The following is a 2,762-nucleotide window of genomic DNA, read 5'->3' as shown; positions in this document are numbered from 1 at the left end:
CCCTGTCAGGCCTGGGGGCAGTCCCCGAAGGCTGCCGAGGAATTCGTCTCGGTAGATAGCGTCAAGCAGGACGGCCGGTCCAGCGACAACCATTTTGGCCGGTTGGCCGGGATGATTGTCGGTGAGTGTTAGGTCATGGTTGTCGCTCCGTTATCGATGTCGCGGTGATTGTCGTTGTCGCTGGATGATTGTCGGCGGCGAGCAGACTGCTTGTCGCTCGCGGTGCGCCGGCGGTAGCTTTCGACATTCATTTCAAAGATCGTCGAATGGTGGACGAGTCGGTCAATCGCGGCGATGGTCATGCCGGGGTCGGGGAACACGTTATCCCAGCCTGAGAACGGCTGGTTGGCCGTGATCAGCAGACTGCGCCGCTCATAGCGCTCGGCGACGAGTTCGAACAGCACGCTCGTTTCCGCTTGATCCTTGCGCACGTATGACAGGTCATCGAGGATGATCAAGTCGAAGTGATCGAGCTTGGCAAGCATCGATGGCAATTGCAGGCTCTGACGGGCCGCCTGTAGCTTCTGCACGATTTCGCCGGTGCGTGTGAACAGCACGCGGTAACCTGCATCGATCAAGGCATGGCCGATACCCGAGCCAAGATGGGTCTTCCCCGCGCCCGGCGGCCCGAACAGGAGAATTGTGGCGCCTTTCTCCAGCCACGAGTCGCCGCTTGCGAGCGCCATCACATGCGCCTTGGAGACCATCGGTACTAAGCCGAAGTCGAATGTCTCGAGCGTCTTGCTCGGGTCCAGGTGCGATTCGACGCGGTGCCGCTCAATGCGCCGTTTCGCACGTTCAGCCAGCTCGTGCTCAAGCAGCGCGCCAAGCAAGCGCGTGGCCTGCCAGCCTTCCTTGTCGGAGCGCTGCGTAAACTCAGGCCATAGCCGCGCGATCGTCGGCAAGCGCAGCTCGGTGAGCATCAGCCCCATACGGGCGGCATCATAGGTTGCGGGCGCGTTCATACCGATACCTCCTCGCCGAGCAGCGTGTCGTAGAGGGCCGGCGGCGGCATATCGACCGCTACGTCCGGGCACTGCGCCTGCCGCGGCGCGAATTCGTTCTGCAGTTGCTCGAGATCGGGCAGCTCACCGGAGGCCAGCAATGCCTCAAGCCGCTCAGCAAGCACCGCCTCGACGCCATGATTCGCGGCCAGTTCAAGCAGTCCGACTATGGCCTTGCAGGCTTCGCGCTGCGTGAGCTGATCCTCGAGCCGCTCCCACGTCCGGCGGTACGCCTCGCGCGGGAACAAGTCGTCGCGAAACGCCAGTCCCTTGAACGCCTGAGGCTTGCGCTTGAGCGCCTCGATGAAGTGCCGGTAGTCGAGCTTGCGACGGCGGCTATTGGCAGCATGCGAGCCCCGCGCTGTGTTGTGCACGAGCGCGCCGGACAGATAGCAGTCGAGGTGGTCGGCGTAGACACGCACCTTCAGACGGTGGCCGATCAGGCGCGACGGCGCGCTGTAGAGAATGCCGCGCACGGTGAAGGTGCCGCAGCGTGTCACGCGTGCTTCCTCTTCGATGAAGTCGGTCGTGCGATGTGCCGGCAGATCATGCAAATGTTCGCGCTCGGCGTTGAACGCGGCCGCGTTGCGGCGGTTGCGCCGCATGACGACCTCGCGAACAAACGCCTCATAGGCAGCACGATCGTCGAAATCGCGATGGCCACGCAGCATCAGCGCTTGGTCCACCGCCTCCTTCAGATGGCGGTGCGAGGACTCCACGCTGCCGTTCTCGTGAGCCACGCCGACGTTGTTGCGTGTGCCAGCCATGCCGTAATGCGCCAGTAGCGCGTCGTAGCGAGCCGTGAAGTCCTCTTCTGCCTGCAGATTCTTGAACGCCGCTGACAGGCTGTCGGTGCGATGCTCGTGCGGGCAACCGCCGGCCTGCCACAGCGCGTTCTGCAAGCCCGTGGAGAGGGCCTCGAAGCTCTCGCCGCCTTCGACGACATAGGCGTATTCCCAGTGTGAGAACGCGAGCACGAAGTGATAGAGCCGGTGATCGAGGGGCGCGCCGGCGATCGTCACGCGCAGATCTCGCATGTCGGTGAAGTCGGAGAGCCCCTGCACGCCGGGCAAGTGCTGCTGCGGGAAGAAGACCTCCTTGCTGGGGCCCTCGAGTGCGCGCCATTGGCTGACGCGCCGCTCGAGCGTGCGCCGCATGCTGTCAGGAAAGAGGCCTGGATGCGCCTCCTGCAGCTTGCACAGCAGCGTGATGGCCTTGAGCCGGGGCGCGTGGCGCAACAACGGCACGACCTCGCCATCCCAAACGTCGGCGAACGGATCGGATCGAGTGCGCCACGTGCGCGGCGGCTTCTGCGACGGCAGACGACCGTCATGCTCGATGCGCCGGGCCGTGCGAACGCTCATACCCGCCATGGCCGCGGCGACTTCCTGAGTGTGATGTTTGCGCTTGCTCATATAGAGTCGGACCTGCTGGTCCGTCACGTAGGTTCCGGGCATGGCTGTTCGCTTCTTGTTCGATGCGATCAGCCATCGTAAAACCCCGCTGCTCCGGGCGCCGCCGGTGGTTCGTCGTCTCCGGCGGCTACGCCGCCTCCGACTCCTCACCACCGGCCAAGGTAATTGTCAAAGGACCGGCCAAGGTAATTGTCGTTCTCTAGCACGCCCAGCTTTCTGGTACCGCCCGTGGCCTTGGGTATCTCCACCTGTTTCACCAGTGGCGGGAAGTACGACCCCGATGACATCCGGTTCCACAGCTTGTACAGATTGCCCGACGATTCTGGGACTCAGCGCACGCACA

Annotated in this window: 2 protein-coding genes; both read right to left on the bottom strand. The window is 63.6% G+C overall.

What is annotated here, in order from left to right; translation table 11 throughout:
* Positions 1-128: 128 nt before the first annotated feature.
* Positions 129-965 (bottom strand): IS21-like element helper ATPase IstB, encoded by an 837-nt coding sequence (istB, locus tag VMJ11_RS00875; RefSeq protein WP_325615958.1) that lies wholly within the window; start codon positions 963-965, stop codon positions 129-131.
* Positions 962-2,461 (bottom strand): IS21 family transposase, encoded by a 1,500-nt coding sequence (istA, locus tag VMJ11_RS00870; protein WP_325615956.1) that lies wholly within the window; start codon positions 2,459-2,461, stop codon positions 962-964. Before istA ends, istB begins: the two co-directional genes overlap by 4 nt.
* Between the last annotated feature and the right edge of the window lie 301 nt (positions 2,462-2,762).

Origin of the sequence: Paraburkholderia sp., assembly GCF_035501035.1 — a bacterium.
GTDB lineage: Bacteria > Pseudomonadota > Gammaproteobacteria > Burkholderiales > Burkholderiaceae > Paraburkholderia.
This window is presented reverse-complemented; position numbering and strand designations above follow the sequence as displayed.